14 protein-coding genes are annotated in these 16,845 nt (G+C 70.4%); 7 read left to right on the top strand and 7 right to left on the bottom strand.

Annotated elements, in window-relative coordinates; translation table 11 throughout:
* Positions 1–24 precede the first annotated feature (24 nt).
* Positions 25–1,218 carry an MFS transporter gene (locus L3Q65_RS23590; protein ID WP_182895529.1) on the bottom strand — a complete coding sequence of 398 codons (1,194 nt, stop codon included), beginning with the start codon at positions 1,216–1,218 and terminating at the stop codon, positions 25–27.
* 162 nt (positions 1,219–1,380) lie between these two features.
* Between L3Q65_RS23590 and L3Q65_RS23585 the strand changes: the two genes are divergently transcribed.
* A complete protein-coding gene (locus L3Q65_RS23585) occupies positions 1,381–3,282 on the top strand; it encodes a S8 family serine peptidase (protein WP_182895530.1) in 1,902 nt (633 codons plus the stop codon).
* A 45-nt stretch (positions 3,283–3,327) separates the two neighbouring features.
* Here L3Q65_RS23585 and L3Q65_RS23580 read toward each other — a convergent pair whose 3' ends face one another.
* Positions 3,328–3,960, bottom strand: coding sequence for a class I SAM-dependent methyltransferase (locus tag L3Q65_RS23580; protein ID WP_182895531.1), 633 nt, complete (start codon positions 3,958–3,960; stop codon positions 3,328–3,330).
* A gap of 19 nt (positions 3,961–3,979) precedes the next feature.
* Between L3Q65_RS23580 and L3Q65_RS23575 the strand changes: the two genes are divergently transcribed.
* Entirely contained in the window at positions 3,980–4,756 is a 777-nt protein-coding gene (locus L3Q65_RS23575) for an SDR family oxidoreductase (protein WP_237600827.1), read from the top strand.
* Here L3Q65_RS23575 and L3Q65_RS23570 read toward each other — a convergent pair.
* Positions 4,740–5,771, bottom strand: coding sequence for an SDR family oxidoreductase (locus L3Q65_RS23570; RefSeq protein WP_237600826.1), 1,032 nt, complete (start codon positions 5,769–5,771; stop codon positions 4,740–4,742). The two genes, L3Q65_RS23575 and L3Q65_RS23570, sit on opposite strands and share 17 nt — an antisense overlap.
* 71 nt (positions 5,772–5,842) lie before the next feature.
* On the opposite strand from L3Q65_RS23570, the gene L3Q65_RS23565 reads away from it, so the two are divergent.
* Positions 5,843–6,721 carry a LysR family transcriptional regulator gene (locus tag L3Q65_RS23565; RefSeq protein ID WP_237600825.1) on the top strand — a complete coding sequence of 293 codons (879 nt, stop codon included), beginning with the start codon at positions 5,843–5,845 and terminating at the stop codon, positions 6,719–6,721.
* On the opposite strand, the gene L3Q65_RS23560 is transcribed toward L3Q65_RS23565, so the two are convergent.
* Positions 6,718–8,184, bottom strand: coding sequence for an ABC transporter substrate-binding protein (locus L3Q65_RS23560; RefSeq protein ID WP_237600824.1), 1,467 nt, complete (start codon positions 8,182–8,184; stop codon positions 6,718–6,720). The genes L3Q65_RS23565 and L3Q65_RS23560 overlap by 4 nt on opposite strands.
* Before the next feature lie 101 nt (positions 8,185–8,285).
* Between L3Q65_RS23560 and L3Q65_RS23555 the strand changes: the two genes are divergently transcribed.
* The gene (locus tag L3Q65_RS23555) at positions 8,286–9,617 is read left to right on the top strand and encodes an LVIVD repeat-containing protein (protein WP_237600823.1); all 1,332 of its coding nucleotides are present in this window, start codon (positions 8,286–8,288) and stop codon (positions 9,615–9,617) included.
* On the opposite strand, the gene L3Q65_RS23550 is transcribed toward L3Q65_RS23555, so the two are convergent.
* Together L3Q65_RS23550 and L3Q65_RS23545 are read right to left on the bottom strand one after the other, a co-directional pair.
* Positions 9,614–10,024 carry a hypothetical protein gene (locus tag L3Q65_RS23550; RefSeq protein ID WP_237600822.1) on the bottom strand — a complete coding sequence of 137 codons (411 nt, stop codon included), beginning with the start codon at positions 10,022–10,024 and terminating at the stop codon, positions 9,614–9,616. The genes L3Q65_RS23555 and L3Q65_RS23550 overlap by 4 nt on opposite strands.
* Entirely contained in the window at positions 10,021–10,956 is a 936-nt protein-coding gene (locus tag L3Q65_RS23545; protein WP_237600821.1) for a TetR/AcrR family transcriptional regulator C-terminal domain-containing protein, read from the bottom strand. Before L3Q65_RS23545 ends, L3Q65_RS23550 begins: the two co-directional genes overlap by 4 nt.
* Positions 10,957–11,073: 117 nt before the next feature.
* Here L3Q65_RS23545 and L3Q65_RS23540 point away from each other — a divergent pair, with 117 nt between their 5' ends.
* From L3Q65_RS23540 to L3Q65_RS23530, 3 genes are all read left to right on the top strand, one after another.
* Positions 11,074–12,135 (top strand): FAD-dependent oxidoreductase, encoded by a 1,062-nt coding sequence (locus L3Q65_RS23540; protein ID WP_237600820.1) that lies wholly within the window; start codon positions 11,074–11,076, stop codon positions 12,133–12,135.
* Positions 12,136–12,235: 100 nt separating this feature from the next.
* Positions 12,236–13,198: an alpha/beta hydrolase fold domain-containing protein gene (locus tag L3Q65_RS23535; protein WP_237600819.1), complete on the top strand. Its 963-nt coding sequence runs from the start codon at positions 12,236–12,238 to the stop codon at positions 13,196–13,198.
* A 23-nt stretch (positions 13,199–13,221) separates the two neighbouring features.
* Complete coding sequence (locus L3Q65_RS23530; RefSeq protein WP_237600818.1) at positions 13,222–14,187, top strand: helix-turn-helix domain-containing protein; 966 nt, start codon at positions 13,222–13,224, stop codon at positions 14,185–14,187.
* On the opposite strand, the gene L3Q65_RS23525 is transcribed toward L3Q65_RS23530, so the two are convergent.
* Positions 14,188–16,743: a bifunctional FO biosynthesis protein CofGH gene (locus L3Q65_RS23525; protein WP_237600933.1), complete on the bottom strand. Its 2,556-nt coding sequence runs from the start codon at positions 16,741–16,743 to the stop codon at positions 14,188–14,190. It lies immediately after the preceding gene.
* Positions 16,744–16,845: the final 102 nt, after the last annotated feature.

Below are 16,845 nucleotides of genomic sequence, written 5' to 3'. Positions count from 1 at the left end.
ACCGGCGCCACCGACAAAAACTGATCACGCGACCCGGCGGGCGGGCAACGCGGCGGCGCTGAGCAGACAGAGCATGGCGCCGATCCCCAGGGAGAAGCGCACGCCGAGCACCCCGGCGGCGATCCCGCCGAAGGTGATGAAAACCGGTTTGGCGGTACGGGTTCCGGTCGACCAGGCGGTGAGCGTCCGGGTCAGAACGGCGTCGTCGATCAGCGACAGGCGGTACGCCGAATAGGTCGGGTTGAAGATCCCCGCCACCAGCAACAGCCCGAAGTCCGCGGCGATCAGCAAGGCGACTCCGGCCGGTCCGGGAAAGGCGAACGGGGCAGCGAGCAGCCACGGCGTACGCGCGAAACTGGTCCACCGCAAGACTTTCTGCGCGCCAAAATGAGAGCTGAGCGTCGGCGCGAGCCGAGCCCCGAGCAGCCCGCCGAGACAAGGAACGCCCAGCACCAGACCGTATTCCCACGGCGCGAAGCGGAGATCCCTCAGCATCAGCACGGTTTGCAGCGGCGTGACCCAAAGAACCGCTCCGCTGAACAACACCGAGTTGAAAAACAACGGCCGCAGTTCAGGACTTCGCAGCAGGAACCGCCAGCCGTCGGTGAACCCGCGCCGAGGAGACCCGGAAGCAGCGGCAGGCGGTGGTTCCGGCGTGCGCAAGCGGCGGATTCCGAGCGCGGACAGCAGGAACGAGAAAGCGTCGATGAGCATCGTCGCGGTCGCGCCCAGTCCGCTGATCAACACCCCGCCCAGCGGCGGTCCGGCCGACCAGCAGACCCAGTCGGTGCTTTCGAAGCGGCTCAAGGCGGCAGCCCGTTCGTCCGGCGCGACAAGGGCTTTGAGATGCGCGCCGCTGGCTGCGGAGAAAATGACGGCCGCGGTGGCGACGACGATGTCGACGGCGTAGAGCTGCGGCATGGTCAGCACGTGCAGCGCGGCCGCCACCGGCACGCTCGCCAGCGCGGCGCAGCGGACCAGGTCTCCGGTGATCATCGCGGGACGCTTCCGGGCGAACTCGACGCGGGGCCCGAGAGGGAAGGCGAGGAGCGCGCTCGCGGCAGCCGAGATGGCGGTGATCAGGGAGACCTGCCACGCGGGGGCGTCGAGCACGAGCACCGCGACGAGCCCGAGCGCGCCCGCGCCGACCGTGCTGCCCGCCGTGCTGATCGCGTACGCAGTCCACAGCCGCGCGAAGTCCCTCCCCAGGTTCGCCACGAGAGCAGAGTGCCAGCTCCGGTTCCGAGCCGGAAGAGGCCGGTGAGTCTCACCAGGTGGGCCATCCGGGCAGATACCACTTTGGTCGGTGGTCTTAACCGCGGTCGCTATTTAGATTCACGTGACCACAGTGGGTGGCCGGGGGCGAGGACAGGAGTTGTCATGAGAAGAACGAGCCGGGTGGTGGGGTATTCGGTGCCCCTCGCGGTCGGGGTGGTGCTCGCCGGGAGCGGGGTCGCGGTCGCGCAGCCGTCCGCCGCGGACGTGGCGAACGCGCGCACGGGGACAGGGATCAGCGCGTTGCAGGGGATCAAGAAGACCCTCAGCCCGGCCGAGCAGAAGCAGTCCAGCCAGCTCGTCGTGGAGAAGCGCCTGCGAGCCGACCGCAATCTCGCCGCGCAGCTGCCGGATTACCGCACCGGCCTGCCGGTCACTCAGGCGGGAACGGTTTCGGTGGACATCGCGGGCACGGCCGGTGCCGCGATCGCGAAGGCCGTGCGCGCCGCGGGCGGCACCGTTCAGTCCACTTCGTCCAATGGCTCGGTTCGCGCCCAGCTGCCGCTCGACGCGGTGGACCGGATCGCGGCGCGCGGCGACGTCCGGCAGGTCCAGCCCGCGACGCAGGCGATGACCTGGAACGAGCCCGACGCGCAGCGCAGGCAGCTGGCCAAGAAGGCCGTCGCCGCCGTGCAGGTGTCCGAAGGGGACAAGACCCACGGTGCCGACACCGCGCGCACGCAATACGGCGTGAACGGCACCGGCGTGAAGGTCTGCGTGCTTTCCGACGGCGTCAATTCGCTGAAGAAGTCGCAGGACGCGGGCGAGCTTCCCGCCGTCGACGTGCTGCCCGGCCAGGCAGGCAGCGGCGACGAGGGCACCGCGATGCTGGAGATCGTCCACGACCTCGCCCCGGGTGCGACGCTCGGCTTCGCGACCGCGTTCACCAGCGAGTCGAGCTTCGCGGACAACATCCGCGCGCTGCGCACGACCGGCAAGTGCACGGTGATCGTCGACGACGTCGCGTACTTCGACGAGTCGCCGTTCCAGGACACGCAGGTCGCTCAGGCGGTCAACGACGTGACCGCGGCCGGCGCGCTCTACTTCTCCTCCGCGGGCAACTCCGGCAACTTCACCGACGGCACCAGCGGCTACTACGAGGGCGACTTCCGCTCGTCCGGCACCACGCTGCCGGGCGTCACCGGCACCCCGCACGACTTCGACCCGGGCAGCGGCGTGCAGACGACCGACCCGCTCTCGCCGGGTTCGCTCGGCAGGCCGGTGACGTTGTTCTGGTCGGACCCGTGGGGCCACTCGGCCAACGACTACGACCTGTTCCTGCTCAACGCTTCCGGCAGCGTCGTCGCCTCCAGCGCCAACGCGCAGAACGGTTCGCAGAACCCGTACGAGAGCCTGACCGTGCCGACCTCCGGCTCGGGCTACCGCCTCGCGGTGGTCAAGTACAGCGGCGCGGACCGGTTCTTCGCGCTCAACGTGGTCCGCGGCCGGTTCGTCGACTCCGGTTCGCTCAAGGGCTTCAGCACCGCTGGCGTGACCTCGGGCCACTCGGCGGCGGCCGCGGCGTTCTCGGTGGCCGCGGCCCCGGCGGCGACCGCGTTCGGCCGTCCGCTGGAGACCGGCGACCCGGCGAACCCGGCCGGCCCGTACCCGGGCCTGTTCACCTCGGCCAGCAAGTGGGAGCGCTTCACCTCCGACGGCCAGCGGCACCTCTTCTACAACGCCGACGGCACCGAGCTGACCCCGGGCAACGTGTCCTCGACCGGCGGCGCGACCCGCGCGAAGCCGGACATCACCGCGGCCGACGGCGTGGCCACCTCGGTCACCGGCTTCCAGCCGTTCTTCGGCACCTCGGCGGCGGCCCCGCACGCGGCGGCGATCGCGGCGCTGCTGCTGTCCGGCAAGCCGTCCGCGACCCCGGCGGAGGTCCGCACGGCGCTGGTGTCGAGCGCGATCGACCTCGGCGCGCCCGGGTTCGACGCGGTGACCGGCAACGGCGTGATCATGGCGGGTCCGGCGCTGGCCGCGCTGGGCGTGCCGACGAAGTAGCGGTACCGCGAAGGGCGGGTTCCCCGACCGGGGAACCCGCCCTTTTCAGTGGCCGGCGACCAGCAGGTGGAACGCCTTCGGCCCGTCTCCCAGCCGGTCGTGGCGGCGCAGTTCGAGGCCCGCGTCCGCGAGCGCTTGCTCGATCTCTTCCGGCGGCCGCAGCCGGAAGCCGTGGCTGGTGAACGGCATTTCGCGCATCGTCGAGGGATCGCCGATGCCGACGACGAACCGGCCTCCGCCGGAGAGCACGCGCGCGACCTCGGCGAACGCGGGCGCCAGGTCGGGAATGAAGTAGACGGTGTTGACCGTCAGCGCCGCGTCGATCGTCCCGTCGCCGAGCGGAAGCTCGGCCATTCCGGCTTGGTGCAGCACCAGCCGTCCGGCGGCGAGGTTCTTCGGGAACGTCCGCCGCGCCCGGGCCAGCGCCGTTTCCGAGATCTCCGCGCCGTGCACGGCGCCGCCCTCGGTCGCGCGCAGCAGGAGGTCGAGACCGAGACCGCCGCCGAAACCCAGGTCCAGCGCGGTTTCGCCGCGGCGGATCTCCAGCGCCTCGACCGCTGCGGTCACCGGCCCGCGGTTGACGTTGTTGAGCAGCCGGACAACAGCCTGTCCGGCCCGGCCCCGCGGATGGCCCAGCTGTTTGGCGAACCCGGCGAGCAGAGTGTCACGTGGTCCCATGCGTCCAGTGTGCCGCGATATGGCAACGTGCGGGCGAACGGACTTTCGAGGAGGCGACGTGTCGGAGAAGACTGCTGTGGTCACCGGGGCAGGTTCCGGGCTGGGCCGCCGGATCGCCGGGGCGCTGCTCGGCGCCGGTTACCGGGTCGCGCTCGCCGGACGTCGCGAGGAGGCCTTGCGCGAGACGGCCGGTTCCGACGCGAACGCGCTGGTCGTGCCCGCGGATGTCGCCGATCCGGCTTCGGTGGAGGCGCTTTTCTCGGCCGTGCGCGGCGAATGGGGCCGGCTGGATCTGCTGGTGAACAACGCCGGGGTGTCGCTCGGCGGCACTGTCGCGGATCTGTCCGTCGAGGACTGGCGGCGCACCGTCGACACGAACCTGACCGGCATGTTCCTGTGCGCGCAGCAGGCTGTGCGGCTGATGCGCGACCAGGACCCCCGCGGCGGCCGGATCATCAACAACGGCTCGATCTCCGCGCACGCGCCCCGTCCGGCGAGCGTCGCCTACACCGCCACCAAGCACGCTGTCACCGGCCTCACCCGGTCGATTTCGCTCGACGGCCGCGCCTGGAACGTCGCGTGTGGACAGATCGACATCGGCAACGCGGCCACCGAGATGACCGAGCGGATGGCCGCGGGCATCCCGCAGGCTGACGGACGGCTGCTGGCCGAGCCGACCTTCGACGCGGGCCACGTTGCCGACGCGGTGCTCTACATGGCGGGATTGCCGCTGGAGGCCAACGTCCAGTTCCTCACCATCACCGCCACCACGATGCCGTTCATCGGCCGGGGATGACGTGGTCGCGGCGGAACTCGTCGAACAGCCGGTAGAACATCTGCTCAGTGTCCGCATAGGAGTGAAAGCCGGCGCGGCGTGACTTCGACGTGTCCGCGAACATGTCGTAGTCCCACGAGAACACGAAGTCGCCGAAGGCCCACGAAGAGACGTCGGCGTACGAAGCGGTGAGACCGTGCTTCGCTGCCATCTCGGTCCACAGTGGTTCCTTATCTGCCATCACTGTCGTTAGCGGCAACTGCAACGGCGAAGCGACTTCGAGGTCGAAGTACGCGGCGAGCTTCGGCCACAGCTCTCGCCAGCGGAAGAGATCACCGTTGGCGATGTTGAACGCTTCGTTCTGACTGGACGTCGCCGCCCACACCGTGCCCTCGGCGAGCAACTGCGCGTCCGTCATCTCCAGCAGGCTGTCGTACGCGCCGGGCTTGCCGGGAAAGCGCAGCGGCAGGCCGAGTTCCTTCGAGATCGAGGCGTAGACCGCGATCACGAGCGCGAGGTTCATCGGGTTGCCGAGCGTCGTCCCGCCGACCACGGACGGCCGGATCGCCGACCACGACCAGCCTCCGGCCGCGGCCCGGCGCTCCAGGAACTTCTGCTGGTCCACGTTGAACTCCGGCGGCATGTGCTGTCCGGCGTCGGCTTCGCGGGCGGGGGTCTTGAACGGGCCGAGATGCGCGCCGTAGACCTTGTAGCCCTGCATCAGGCTGACGTGCTCCAGCGAGCCTTCGTCGAGGCCGTTCACCAGGTTCTCCAGCATCGCGACGTTCGGCGCCACGAGTTCCGCCCAGGTCGGCCGGTCCTGGTAGGCCGCGTAGAACAGGTGCGTCGCGCCGACGCCGGCGAGCGCCGCCCGCGTGCCCGCCGGGTCGAGCAGGTCGACGGCGAGGCTGCCCGGTCCGCCGCGACGGGAGAGCCCGAGCACCTCCCAGCCGTCGAGAGTCCGCAGGTGAGAGATGAGTTTCCGGCCGATGATCCCGTTGGCCCCGGCCACGAGGGCCACGCGTGTGCTGCTCATGTCTTCGATCTTGTCCTTGCACGCACAATGAGTCCAAGGCTTACTTTTCACCGCTTCGATAAACTAGGTTTATGACAAGTCTGCGGCAGCTCGAATACCTGGTCACGGTGGTCGACACCGGTTCGTTCACCCGCGCCGCCGAGCAGTTGCACGTGACGCAGCCCGCGCTGTCGCATCAGATGCGGGCGCTGGAGCACAGCGTCGGCGGGCCGTTGCTGGAGCGGCTGCCGCGTTCGGTCCGGCTCACGCCGATGGGCCGCGCGATGCTTCCGCACGCCCGCGCCGCGCTCGCCGACGCCGAACGTGCTAGATGCGCCGCACGGCAGGCGTCCGGTCAGGTCGCCGGAGAGCTGCTGATCGCCACCGTCTACTCGGTGAGCCTCGGTGTGCTCCCGCCTGCGCTGCGAGTGTGGCGGCGCGAACGGCCGGACGTCGACGTGCGGCTTTTCGAGTACCGCCACGCCGACGAACTGCGCGACGCGATGCTGGCCGGGGAAGCGGATCTCGCGATCGGTCCGCGTCCGGACGGGTGGACTGGCCCGGTTCGCAAGCTGGGTACGGAAGAGTTCGTCGTCGTGCTCCCGGCCGACGGTGCGACGGAGTCCACTTCGGACAGTACGGTCGACCTGGCCGAGTTGGCCGGCTGCGCATGGGTACACTACGCGCCTGGCCACGGCTTAGCCGAACTTCTCGACGCCGCCTGTGCGGAAGCCGGATTCCGGCCGCGGCCCGCCGTGCGCACGGAACAGACCGCCGCCGCACCGTTGCTCGCGGCTGCCGGGTTGGGGCCTGCGCTGGTTCCGGCGAATGTCCTGCCCGCGGAGTTCGGCGGCCGGGTTTTGCGTCCTGGCAAGCCTATCCGGCGCGAGCTGGTCGCTTACGGCCGCAGTGAACCGGATCCGTTGACGGCGGCGTTCGGCGAAGTGCTCGCGCAACACGCGCGGGTTTAGTCACGCAGCCGCGTCAGGTCTATTCCGGCGAACGGCGTGGTCACGGCGTCGTGGACCCGGGCGGCCCAGACGGCGTGGCCGTGTCCAGTCCACAGTGGAATCGCCGGGAGATCGCGCAGGGCTTGGTTCTCCGCGATCCGGAACAGCTGCGCGGCTTCTTCCGGCGACGCGGTGGTTTCCGCGGAGTTGAGGTCAGCGGCGAATCCGGCATCGGTGTAACCAGCGGCGTCCGCGAGCGCGTGGAGCAGGTCGGCGGGGCTCGGCGACACGGCCTTGACTTCCAGTGCGGACGGTCCGGTCGGCTTGCCTCCGGTGGCTTTTCGCTGTGCGGTAACCGAAATTCCCAGGTTTTTCGACAATCCCTCGGCCAGTGCCTGCGGCCAGGTGCTGTCGAAACTGTCGTAGTACACGGCCGCGTCGCCGGTGAATCCGGCTTGCTCCAGCAGGGATTTGGCGGCCGGACCGTCGAAGGTGCACGGACGGCAGTTCCCGGACCGCTCGCCGGGCGCGACCACCGGCGGCAGCAATCCCTTGGCCGCGTCCGCCTGGTGCGCGAGCGGGCCGGACTCCAGCGCGGCGCGGTCGGTGCCGAGCGCGAAGGCGTGCCGCACCGTCGGATCGGCGAATCGCGTTGCCTCGGCGGAAAACACCAGGTAGCCGGCGCGGGGCAGCGCCCACGTCGCGTGCCGGTCGGCGAAATCGGCGTGCATCGCCTCGTGCCGGTCGCCGGGGACGGACGTGGCGACGTCGAGTTTGCCCTCTTTGACGTCGTCGTACTGCTCCGCCGGATTGCCGACGCGCAGCTCGATTTCCTTGGCCCGGCCCGGATCCGCGGCGACCCGGACGAGCTTGCCGCCGGAGCCGGACTGCCAGTCGCCCTCCAGCCGCAGCGGGCCGTTGCCGATCGGATGGCGGGCAAATCCGTTCCAGTCGCGCGATTTCAGCACCGACGCGGGCAGCGGCACGAGTCCGGGCGCGGACAGCCAGGCCGGCACCTGATTCGACGGCCGGTCGAGCACGATCCGCAGCTGCTTCGCGTCGACTGCGGTGATCTCCTTGGCCCGCAACGACTTCGTGAGCACCGGCGTACTCGCCCAATGGTGGCCCGCGATCGCCTTCCAGGTGTCCACATAGGACTGTGCGGTGACCGGTGTGCCGTCGTGGAATCGAGCGGGCCGCAGCCGCACGGTCCAGGTCGCCTGGTCCGTGCTGGCGATCGACTCGGCCGCGCGCGGGGTGACTTTTCCGCTGGCCGGATCGTAATCGGCGAGCGGAGTCCACAACGCGCCGGTGACGAGCCGTCCGGACGGATCGGTGACGTCGGCGGGCAGCAGCGTGCCGGGTTCGCCGAGGCCGACCGAGAGGACGCCGGGCTGGGCGGGTTCGGCCGACGACGAACAGCCGGGGAGACCGGCCGCGACGACGGCGGCGAGCGTGAGCGGGACCAGCAGACGCGATCGCATGGTGTCTTACTACCAGGTGGAAAGCAACGAAAGGCGGTTGTGTCCGGTTAGGGACCGGCTTAAAGTACTTCAGTCACACTGGGGTCTCCTGGAGGTTTCGCGTGCGCCGTTGGTGGATTCGTTCCGGACTGGCGATCGCGACCGCGGCGGCGACTCTCGTCGCCACCGGATTGCCCGCCGCGGCCTGCGAGGACGACAAGCCGGTCACCGAAGCGAAGCACAGCCTCGGCGATCCGGGCGCGATCAAGGGCGTGCGGCCGGTCGGCAACGTGCCCGACGCGCAAGGGGCTATTTCGGCGAATTTCCTCAGCTACGGCAAACGCGACGTGATGGTCGTGTCCGGCCAGTTCGGCCTGAAGGCGTACGACCTCACGGACAATCCGGCGAAGCCGCGCGCGATCGGCGAGCTGAGCCTGCCCGGGCTGTGGGAAACCGAGGACACCGAGGTCGACGCGAAACGCAAGCTCGTGTTCCTTTCCCGCGACCCGCGCGCGTTCAAGGGCAACACGCACACCGGCGAGTCCGGCATCTACGTGGTCGACGTGGCGCGTCCGGAGAAACCGGAGATCCTCAGCTACGTCAAGGTTCCGGCGGGCCACACCACCAGCTGCGTCGACGACTGCCGCTACCTCTGGACCGGCGGCCCGGCGAAGGCCGACGACCAGCCCGCGGACTGGGGCGGCAGGCCGATCTGGGTCACCGACGTGCGCGACCCGCGCGACCCGAAGGTGCATCCGGACCCGATCGAACTCGCCCGCAACGACGGCAAAACCGACTACGTGCACGACGTGCAGGTGGACAAGATGGGCGTCGCGTGGGTGTCGGGCAAGGGCGGTGTGCGCGGATACTGGACGTCCGGCCTCCATCGCGACCCGGTGCAGAACCGATACCGCTGGGCGAGCGCGCTCAAGCCGGTGCCGTACGCGGGCGGCGGAGTGTCGGAAACCGCCGCGCCGTCGAAGTTCCTGCACAACAGCTTCCACCCGGTCGGCTCCCGCGACGACGGCGCCTGGCGCGGGCACGACCTGGTGTACGCCACCGAGGAAAGCTTCCTCCCCGGCTGCGCGGGCGACGGCGTCCTGACGATTTCGGCGCTGGAGGGCTCGTACCAGGGCGAAGGCTGGCGGTCCACGCCGGAGAAGCCGTTCCGGATGCGCAGCGTCGGCACCTGGAGCGTCGCCGGGCAGGAAGGCAGCGACCCGGTGTCCGACGACTGCTCGGCGCACTACTTCGACCTGCACGGGCACGTGCTGGTGCAGTCGTTTTACGCGCAGGGCACGCGATTCCTGGACGTGAGCGACCCGTCGAACCCGACGCAGATCGCCTACTTCCGCCCGGCGGACGCGGCTTCGTGGGCTCCGTACTGGCACGACGGGTACGTGTATGTGGCGGACAACAAGCGGGGCATCGACATCCTGAAGCTGACTGCTTAGCGGCTGGCCAGTTCGCGGCGGAACTCGCGCGCGGAGAAGGTGACCGCGTGCTCGGCGAATTCGTTGTCCGCCTCGTCTTCCTCTGGTACGCCGAAGTCTCGCCAGGTGACGAGATCCCCGCGCCGCGAGACCTTCGCGGCGATGGCGCCGCACTCGATGTCTTCGCATTCGGGGCAGACGTACAGCAGCACCCTGCCGTCCGGCGTGTCGCCTGGAGCCTCGCCGAGCACGCGTGCCACGCGCAGCGGGTCGCGCGGGCGATCGGTGGCCAGCACTGAGATCAGGTCTAGTCCGGTGTCGGCCAAGCCGCGCACGCTGGCGCCGTCGACCTCGAAGTCGAGATACTCGCGCGCACGCTGGTATTTCCGGCGCTCGCGGACCATCGGGACCAGGCGGAGGCGGTTCACGATCCCTGATCCTGCCGCCCGGAAACCGCCCCGCCAACCGGATATCGGACAGCCAGCCCGTCCAGCAGCGCCTGCAGCCCGATCTCGAACAAGTGGTCCAGATCGAGGTCGTACCCCTCCTCGGCGAGGTCCCGCACCATCCGCGCCAGCACCGGATACCGCCCCGAACCGGTCAGCGCCGCGTACCCCCGCGCCTGCTTCTCCATCCACTGGTCCTCGGTGATCCCGGTCGTCCCCATCGCGTGCCGCTCACGTTCCAGATGGATCGCGGTGCCCTGAATGTGGTTGTAGAACAACACATTCAAATCGCACAGATCAGCCGAGTTCAGTCCGAAGACCGACAACGCGGCCAGCGCGCGTTCGTTGTGCGCCGCCAGGTTCGGCAGCGGCCAAGGCCGGGTGAGCGGCACGAGATGCGCCAGCCACGGATGCCGCCGGTGCACGGACCACAGCGTGCGCGCCACCAGCTCCAACTGCGCCCGCCACCCCTCCGGTTCCCGTGCCGGGTAACCGGTTTCGCCGTAGACGGTGTCCGCCATCAGGAAGATCAGTTCGTCCTTTCCGGACAGATACCGGTACGGCGCCATCGCCGGAACGCCCAGCCGCGCGGCGAGCCCGCGCATCGACAGCGCCGCCACGCCCTCCGTGTCGGCGATCGCGATTGCCGCGCGTACCAACCGATCCCGAGACAGCACCGGACGCTTCGACTCGGCCTCAGCGTGCTGGCCAGCGACGACATGGCCCGACCGCGGTTCGGCACGGATCACGCCTTCGCGGCGCAAAACGTCGAGCGCCTTGGCCGCGGTGGCGTTCGCGACACCATGCGCCGAAGCCAGCTGACGCGTCGAAGGCACCTTCGCGCCCGGCGGCAGCTGCGAGATCTCTTCGCGCAGCGCGGCGGCTATGCGGAGGTACGGCGGTTCGGTCGGCATCGAGGTCCTGTCTGTACTAGGTCAGCGCGTCATCTGTACTAGGTCAGTTTTGGCGGCGGAAGCCAGCTCACGGCAGGTTCATCAGGGTAATGATGCACCGTACTGAGGGGTGAGGACATGTCTGAAGCACTGGTTTGCGGCGCCGGAGTCGCTGGGTGCGCGTCGGCCTACTGGCTGCGCCGCAACGGCTACGACGTGACGGTCGTGGAGCGCGCCGAGGGGCTGCGCAGCGGAGGCCAGGCGATCGACATCCGCGGGGTCGCGCTGGAGGTCATCGACCGGATGGGCCTTGGCGAGCAGGTCCGCGCCGCACGGACGCGGATGCGCGGGATGTCGATGCTCGACGCGTCCGGCAACGAGGTGTTCCGTTCCGAGGAACGCGCCTACAGCAGCGGACGGCTCGACAGCGAGGACGTCGAGATCCTCCGAGACGAGCTGGTCGAGCTGCTGCACGACGCGGCCGGCGCCGAGTTCCGCTTCGGCGACGAGATCACCGCCCTCGACGCCGAGTCCGGCCGAGTCGAGTTCGCCAAGGCCGAACCGCGCACGTTCGACCTGATCGTGGGCGCGGACGGCGCGCATTCGGCGGTCCGGCGGCTCGCCTTCGGCCCGGAGGACCAGTTCCGCCGCTACCTGGGCCAGTACCTGGCGATCTTCCCGGCGGCCAACACGATCGGCCTCGAAGACTGGCAGATCTGGTTCCAGGGCGAGGGCGCCGGCGGCGCGGTCTACCCGGTGCCGGGCAACGAGGCGATCCGGGTGACGCTCGGCTTCGCCGAACCGGAGTACCGCGAGATCCGGGACGTCGCGGAGCAGAAGAAACTCGTCGCGGAACGCCTGAGCGAGGTCGGCGGCCCGGTGCCGGACCTGGTCAAAGCCATGGAGGAAGCCGAGACGTTCTTCTTCGACGCCATGCTCCAGATCCGCCTCGACCGCTGGACGACCGGCCGGGTGGCGCTGGTCGGCGACGCCGGGTACTGCGCGTCCGTGCTGTCCGGGCAGGGCACGAGCCTCGCGCTGGTCGGCGCGTACATCCTGGCCGACAGTCTCGCCGACTACGAGACCCGGATGCGCCCGTTCGTCGAGCTGAACCAGGCGCTGGCCACGGAAAACGCGGCCGGGCCCGCGGCGGAGGAATCGGTCGAGCGGGCGAAGAACGCGATCAGCCTGACCCGCTGACCCGCCACCTGGCGGGAGATTCCCGCCGCCCGGCTGGCCCGGTCCGGCTCCCGGGCGGCGAGGATGGGGCCAGCACCCCGATCCCTTGGAGGCCCCCGCGATGACCGCCTATCCGCCGCTCCCGTTCGACCCCGAGCTCGCCGCGGCGCTCGAGGTGCTGGCGGCCGAGCGTCCGCCGATCAAGACGCTCGAATCGATCCCGGCGGTGCGCGCGGCCGCGGCGAAGCGGCAGATCTCGCTGGAGGAGATCACCGCGGACGGAGCCCTCGAAGTGTCCGAAGCGGATGCCGAGGGTCCGCGCGGCCCGATCCCGCTGATCGTCGCGCGGCCGGCCGGGGCGGTCGACGTCCCGGTGCTGTACTGGCTGCACGGCGGAGGCATGATCATCGGCGGCCACAAGGGCGGCGACTTGTACTTCCTCAAGGAGTACGCGGCCGAACTGGGCCTCGGCTTCGTCTGCGTCGACTACCGGGTCGCCCCCGAGCACCCGCATCCGGCTCCGGTCGAGGACTGCTACGCCGGCCTGGAATGGACCGTCAAGCACGCCGCCGAGTACGGCTTCGACGCCTCCCGCGTCGTGATCGGCGGGGCGAGCGCGGGCGGCGGGCTCGCGGCGGGAACGGCGCTGCTCGCCCGGGACCGCGGCGGACCGGAACTGCTCGGCCAGCTGCTCGTGTACCCGATGCTCGACGACCGCAACGACTCGCCGTCGGCGATCCAGATGGCCGAGATGGGCAGCTGGGACCGCACCGCGAACAACGTCGGCTGGACCGCGTTGCTCGGCGATGCTCGCGGCGGCCCGGACGTGTCGCCGTACGCCGCGCCCGCCCGCGCCGAAGACCTGTCCGGCCTCCCGCCGGCGTTCCTCGACGTCGGCAGCACCGAGACCTTCCGCGACGAGGTCATCGCCTACGCCAACCGGCTGTGGCTGTCCGGAGTGCAGGCGGAACTGCACGTCTGGCCCGGCGCTTTCCACGGCTTCGACGGCTCGGCTCCGCAGGCGGCGCTGTCGCAGCAGGCCCGCGCCGAGCGGACGCCGTGGCTGCGGCGGCTGCTCGGCTGAACCGGACGAGCGATGATGGACCGATGAGGGAGCTGGTCACGCATCTGAGCGCGCTCGATCCCGGCGCGGCCGAGACGGTCAAGGTCATCGCGTATTTCGACCGGCTGGTCGAGGGCCGCGCGGGGCTGGAGCCGATCGTGCGCGGGGCGGCGGTGCTGTCCGGCTGTCCCGCGCGGCTGGCCGACGACGAACGCCGGGTGCGCGTCCGCGTCGAACCGGACGGGCGCGTCGTGCCGTCGGCCGAACCGCCCGATCCGGAATGGCCCGCCGCCGCACTGCGTCCGGACGGGCCGGTCGCGTTGTGGCTGGAACGGCCCGGCCCGGCGAGCCCGGTGGACGCGATGGTGCTGGAGCGCGCGTCGGCCGCGGCCCGGTCGGTGCTGGACCGCACCCGCGGCCGGGTCGTCGATCCGGCGTCCGTGGAAGTGGTGCTCGACGCGTCGGCGGACGAACGAACCCGCCTTCGCGCCGCACATCGCCTTGGCCTCGGCTCCACCGCGCGAGCTGTCGTGACCGACGCGGTCCCGCTGGTCGTCCCTCCGCAATGGACTCCGCCGGAGCGCGCCCGGGCGGGCCTTGGCACCGTGGTCGAGCTGGTCGACCTGCCGTTGTCCGGTGCGCAAGCCCGGACGGCTTTCCGGTTCACCGCTGCCGAGGACGATCCTGGACCGTCCGTTGTGGACTACGCCGAACTCGGCGGACTGGCCGTGCTCGCCGATGCGGTCGGACCTCGTACCCCACCGGTCGCGGACGTCGTCAGCCTGGAGAACGCCCGCTCGGCCGCCCCGTGGGTACTGCCCACGCTGGCCGCCGTAGCGGGCGCTCCGAGTTTGCGTGCCGCCGCGAACACGCTGGTCGTGCACCATTCGACCTTGCAGGAGCGCCTGGCCCACGCCGAGGCGCTGCTCGGCTGGCCAGTGCGCGATCCCGCCGGCCGGTTGCGGTTGCAGCTGGCTATCGCGCTGTGGCGGCTGCACCGCACCGGCTGATCACGGCGTGAGCAGCGGCAGCAACGGCTTCCGCACCGCCGTCGCGACTCCGTCCGACGCCTGCGCGGCGGCGATCCGCTCGTCGGGCGGCGTCCCGTACGACGTGGTCCGCTGCCGCAGCGGACGCCCGAGCGGCTCGACCATCGCGCGCATGTCGCTGATCGTCTTGTACGACCCGTTCGCCGCGCCCGCCATCCGGCTGATCGTCTCCTCCATCAGCGTGCCGCCGATGTCGTTGACGCCGCCCTGCAGCACCGCCCGGCTGCCCTCCTCGCCGAGCTTCACCCAGGAACTCTGGATGTTGTCGAACGTGCCGTGCAGCAGCAGCCGAGACAGCGCGTGCACCGCCCGGTTCTCGCGCAGCGTCGTGCCCGCGCGGGCGAGCCCGGCCAGGTAGATCGGCGAGCTCTGGTGGATGAACGGCAGCAGCACGAACTCGCTGAACCCGCGCCGCCCGTTGCGTTCCACACCCTCGCGCTGCAGTGTGGCCAGCAGTTTCAGGTGCCCGACCCAGTGGCTCGGGTTGTCCACGTGGCCGTACATCATCGTCGCCGTGGTCGGCAGCCCGATGTCGTGCGCGGTGGTGACCACTTCGATCCACGCGTCGGTCGGCAGCTTGCCCTTGGTGAGCACCCAGCGGACGTCGTCGTCGAGGATCTCCGCCGCGGTGCCCGGCAGCGAGTCCACTCCGGACTCTTTCGCCCGGATCAGGAAGTCGCGAATGGACAGATTCGTCCGCGACGCGCCGTTCACGACCTCCATCGGGCTGAACGAGTGCAGGTGGATGTCCGGCTGCCGCCGCTTCACCTCGGCCGCGAGGTCGAAGTACGCGGTGCCCGGCAGATCCGGATGGATGCCGCCCTGCATGCAGATCTCGGTCGCGCCCGCGGCCCAAGCCTCGTCCACCCGGTCGCCGACCTGCTCCAGCGAGAGCGTGTACGCGTCCGCGTCGGTCTTCCGCTGCGCGAAGGCGCAGAACCGGCAGCCGGTGTAGCAGACGTTGGTGAAGTTGATGTTCCGCGTGACGACGAACGTGATGTCGTCCCCGACGACCTCACGCCGCAGGTCGTCGGCCAGTTTCGTGAGCGCGTCCAGCTCCGGCCCGTCGGCGTGCAGCAGGGCGAGCGCGGCGTCGTCGGACAGCCCGGCCGGGTCCTTTTCCGCACTGCGCAACGCGTCCCGCACGTCGGTGTCGAACCGCTGCGGTCCGGTCTTGATCTTCCGGCCGATTTCCTTCCAGTCGCCGTAGACCGAATCGAAGTCGCCTCGCCGGTCCTCGGTGCGGCCAGTGGTGTCGATCTCGGTGTGCAGATCGGTGCGGCCGGATTCCTGCCAGCCGCCGTCCGGCTCCTGCCACGGGATCCCGACCGGCATCGCGCCGTCGCGGGCCAGCCCGGTTTCCGCGTCGACCAGCGCCGCCACGTGCCGCGTGACGCGCGGGTCGAGCCACGGCTGGCCGCGCTTCACGTACTCCGGGTAGATGGTCAGCCGCTCGCGCAGCGCGTACCCGGCCTTCTCGGTCTGCCGCGCCAGCAGGTCGATCTGCGGCCACGCGCGTTCCGGGTTCACGTGGTCCGGGGTGAGCGGCGAAACGCCGCCCCAGTCGTCGATGCCCGCGCGGATCATCAGGTCGTACTGGTCGCCGATGAGGTTCGGCGGCGCCTGGATGCGCATCCGCGGACCCAGCACCAGCCGGGCCACGGCGATGTTCGCGGCCAGTTCTTCGAGGCCGGCGTCCGGGGTCGCGCGCATCTTCGTGTCCGGCTTGGCCCGGAAGTTCTGCACGATGACTTCCTGGATGCCGCCGTATTCGCGCGCGGTCTTGCGGATCGCGAACAGCGCGTCGGCGCGTTCCTCGTGCGTCTCGCCGATCCCGATCAGCACGCCGGTGGTGAACGGCACCGAGCTGCGGCCGGCATCCTCCAGCACTCGCAGCCGGACCTCGGGATCCTTGTCCGGCGAACCGTAATGCGGCCCGCCCTTCTCGCTCCACAATCGGCGCGCGGTGGTCTCCAGCATCATACCCATCGACGGCGCGACCGGCTTGAGCCGCTGGAAGTCCTGCCAGCTCAGGACGCCCGGGTTGAGGTGCGGCAGCAGGCCGGTCTCCTCGAGCACCCGGATCGCCATCGCGCGGACGTAGGACAGCGTGTCGTCGTAGCCGTGCGCGTCCAGCCATTCGCGCGCGGCCTTCCAGCGGTCCTCCGGCCGGTCGCCGAGCGTGAACAGGGCCTCCTTGCAGCCCATCTCGGCACCCTTGCGAGCGATGTCGAGGACCTCGTCCGGCGACAGGAACGGCGATTCGAGCTTGCCGGGGACGGTGACGAAAGTGCAGTAGCCGCACCGGTCCCGGCACAGCCGGGTCAGCGGGATGAACACCTTGCGGCTGTAGGTGATGATTCCCGCGCGACCGGCTTCTTCGAGGCCCGCGTCGCGGATGCGGGAGGCGTGGTCGGACAAAGTCTTGAGGTCGTCGCCGCGGGCGTGCAGCAGCACGGCCGCCTCGGCGACGTCGAGCGTCTTCCCGTCTCGCGCCCGGGCGAGCGCACGGCGCATGGCCGACGGGGTGGGCGTGGTCACGCCAGCTTCGGGCTCCATTCCCGCCACGCTAGGACCCGCCCGCCGCGACCAGCCAGCTCTTAGCCCGCCGCCGTGCGC

This window comes from Amycolatopsis sp. FU40 (genome assembly GCF_021903635.1).
Taxonomy (GTDB): Bacteria; Actinomycetota; Actinomycetes; order Mycobacteriales; family Pseudonocardiaceae; genus Amycolatopsis; species Amycolatopsis dendrobii.
This window is presented reverse-complemented; position numbering and strand designations above follow the sequence as displayed.

Coding starts and splice junctions, on each gene's coding strand:
- L3Q65_RS23560 (WP_237600824.1), bottom strand. CDS start 8,184: ATGCGATCGCGTCTGCTGGTCCCGCTCACGCTCGCCGCCGTCGTCGCG.
- L3Q65_RS23570 (WP_237600826.1), bottom strand. CDS start 5,771: ATGAGCAGCACACGCGTGGCCCTCGTGGCCGGGGCCAACGGGATCATC.
- L3Q65_RS23535 (WP_237600819.1), top strand. CDS start 12,236: ATGACCGCCTATCCGCCGCTCCCGTTCGACCCCGAGCTCGCCGCGGCG.
- L3Q65_RS23565 (WP_237600825.1), top strand. CDS start 5,843: ATGACAAGTCTGCGGCAGCTCGAATACCTGGTCACGGTGGTCGACACC.
- L3Q65_RS23585 (WP_182895530.1), top strand. CDS start 1,381: ATGAGAAGAACGAGCCGGGTGGTGGGGTATTCGGTGCCCCTCGCGGTC.
- L3Q65_RS23545 (WP_237600821.1), bottom strand. CDS start 10,956: ATGCCGACCGAACCGCCGTACCTCCGCATAGCCGCCGCGCTGCGCGAA.
- L3Q65_RS23530 (WP_237600818.1), top strand. CDS start 13,222: ATGAGGGAGCTGGTCACGCATCTGAGCGCGCTCGATCCCGGCGCGGCC.
- L3Q65_RS23525 (WP_237600933.1), bottom strand. CDS start 16,743: ATGCGCCGTGCGCTCGCCCGGGCGCGAGACGGGAAGACGCTCGACGTC.
- L3Q65_RS23540 (WP_237600820.1), top strand. CDS start 11,074: ATGTCTGAAGCACTGGTTTGCGGCGCCGGAGTCGCTGGGTGCGCGTCG.
- L3Q65_RS23575 (WP_237600827.1), top strand. CDS start 3,980: ATGGCAACGTGCGGGCGAACGGACTTTCGAGGAGGCGACGTGTCGGAG.
- L3Q65_RS23580 (WP_182895531.1), bottom strand. CDS start 3,960: ATGGGACCACGTGACACTCTGCTCGCCGGGTTCGCCAAACAGCTGGGC.